General features: G+C 73.2%; 2 protein-coding genes. One reads left to right on the top strand and one right to left on the bottom strand.

The features are described from left to right. Positions 1 to 1,458: ABC transporter substrate-binding protein (locus tag H5J30_RS29415; protein WP_258563591.1), on the bottom strand; the 1,458-nt coding region annotated here is incomplete at its 3' end. Between the two features lie 356 nt (positions 1,459 to 1,814). Here H5J30_RS29415 and H5J30_RS29410 point away from each other — a divergent pair. Continuing rightward, positions 1,815 to 2,070, top strand: a 256-nt coding sequence (locus H5J30_RS29410; protein ID WP_181790346.1) for an Rv0250c family protein, incomplete at its 3' end; no start/stop codon positions are given.

The following is a 2,070-nucleotide window of genomic DNA, read 5'->3' as shown; positions in this document are numbered from 1 at the left end:
CGCCCGGTCGCGGCCCTCGCGGCCGGCGGTGCCCTTCGCCTCCGCCTCCTCCTCGGACCGCGGCCCGCCCTTCCAGCCCGCCTCCGCCAGCAGCTTCTGGGCGGCGATGACGTCCTGCGGGCCGAGCGCGGCGCTCTGGTCGCTGTAGCCCGGCTGGCCCGGCATCAGCAGGTGGCTGCCCAGCGGCTTCGCCGGCAGGCCGTGCGGGCCGAGGACGCTGCGGGCCAGGGTGCCGCGGTCGACGGCGCGGGCGACGGCGCGGCGTACCCGCTCGTCGGCGAGCGGGCCGGAGCTGCCGTTGAGGGCGAGCTGCGTGTACGCGGGCTCCAGCGCCCGGTGCACGGTGTACGGGCGCGGGCCGGCCTTCGGCAGGGAGACCAGGTCGGCCGGCTTGCCGTCCTGCGTCCGGTCGGTCCTGGCGACCTGCACCGTGGACTCCGCGGCCTTCTCGGCGCGGGCGGCCTCCAGGGCCCCGTCCCGCTCGACCTCGGCGATGTCGAGCCGGCCGGCGTCCAGCGCCTTCTCCCGCCCGGTGCCGCGCGGCAGCTCCTCGAAGACCAGCCGGTCGAGCAGTGCCCGATCGCCCCACCAGCGGGGGTTGCGCACGAGCGTCACGGACGTGGGTTCGCTCGCCTCGCTCCCGGCCTTCCGCCCCTTCTTCCCACCGTCCTTCTTCCCGCCGCCCTTCCTGCCGTCTTTCCTGCCGTCCTTCTTGCCGTCGCTCTTCTTGCCGTCCTTGTACTTCCCGCTCTTCGTGTCCTTCTTCCCGTCCCGCTTCCCGCTCTCGTCCGCCTTGATCGTGAACGGGCCCGCGACCTCCGCGAGCCCCTTCCTCGCCCCCTCGTTGAACGCCTCCGGCGTCTTCGTCACGCTCATCGGGTACAGCGGCGAGAAGAGCACCTGCCAGTCCGCGTACGGCTCGTCGAAGACGACCTCGACCTCGCCCGGCTCGTCGCCCGCCTCGACCGACTCGATCCGGTCGTAACCGGCGTTGCGCGCCGTCCAGTACGCGGTGTCCTCACCGTTGAGCGCCAGCCACTGCGCCTCGAAGTCCTCGGCCCCGATCGGCCGGCCGTCGCTCCACACCGCCCTCGGGTTCAGCCGGTAGACCACCCGCTGCTCGGGGCTGCGCTCCTCGACCTCCGCACTCTCCAGGTAGTCCGGGTCGGCGGTCGGCCGGCCGTGCTCGTCGAGGGTGAACAGCCGCGGCAGCACCGCGCCCGCCACGCGGTCGGTCGCCTCGCCGGCGTCGGCCTGGAAGACGTTGAACGTCTCCGGCGCCTCGTCCACGGCCCAGCGGACCGTGCCGCCGGGGCGGAGCTGCTCGCGCGAGACGGCCGTGACGTCGTGCGCGGCACCGGCCGCGTTGCCCGGGGAGGTGTCGCAGCCCGCCAGGGGCAGCGTGACGCCCGCGGCGATCAGCACGGCGGCGTAGCGCCTGCGGCTGTGAAGGGACATGTGCGATACCTCCGCGATGCACACTTTCGGCGTCATTTGCCGCTCATCACACTTCTCTTGTCCCGCCACCTAAAACGAGCCCGCCCCGGACCCCGCGGCGACACGGCGGGCGCGCCGCGCAACGCAACCCGTCCGGCCCAGCCGTAGGGACATCGGGCCGTGTGTTTTGCGTACGGATCGGCAGGATCCAGCCCCGTGCGTCACCCCCGCAGGGGGAAATCTGCAGATCCCTTCCCAACCGAGCGCGAGACGCGCGACACTTCCCCCCACAGCGCCCTGGGCGTGTCTTCGCCGTGCGCGGAGACCGCCGAGGGCACCGTCACAGCACCGCCCGACCGAAGACGTGAGGGCATGTCATGACCCTGAACGAAGAACTGATCGCAGCGCAGCGCTGCGTCGACGATCTCGTACGCACCGTGAGCCGCCTTGAGCAGCGCATGGGCCCCGGCGCGCTGGAGCTGCGCCGCGTGCGGACCGACGCCGACCACCTGCGGGAGTCCCTCGCCCTGCTGCGCGAGGTCTCCGCCCAGGGCCCGGAGAAGGAGGGACCGACCCTGGTCCCCATCCCCGACCAGCCGTACGACCACACCCTGTGGCGGGACGCCGACGACG

It is taken from the genome of Streptomyces phytophilus (genome assembly GCF_013870535.1).
Lineage (GTDB): Bacteria > Actinomycetota > Actinomycetes > Streptomycetales > Streptomycetaceae > Streptomyces > Streptomyces phytophilus.
The sequence above is the reverse complement of the archived record's forward strand: the minus strand, read 5'-3'. Positions and strand labels throughout refer to the sequence as shown.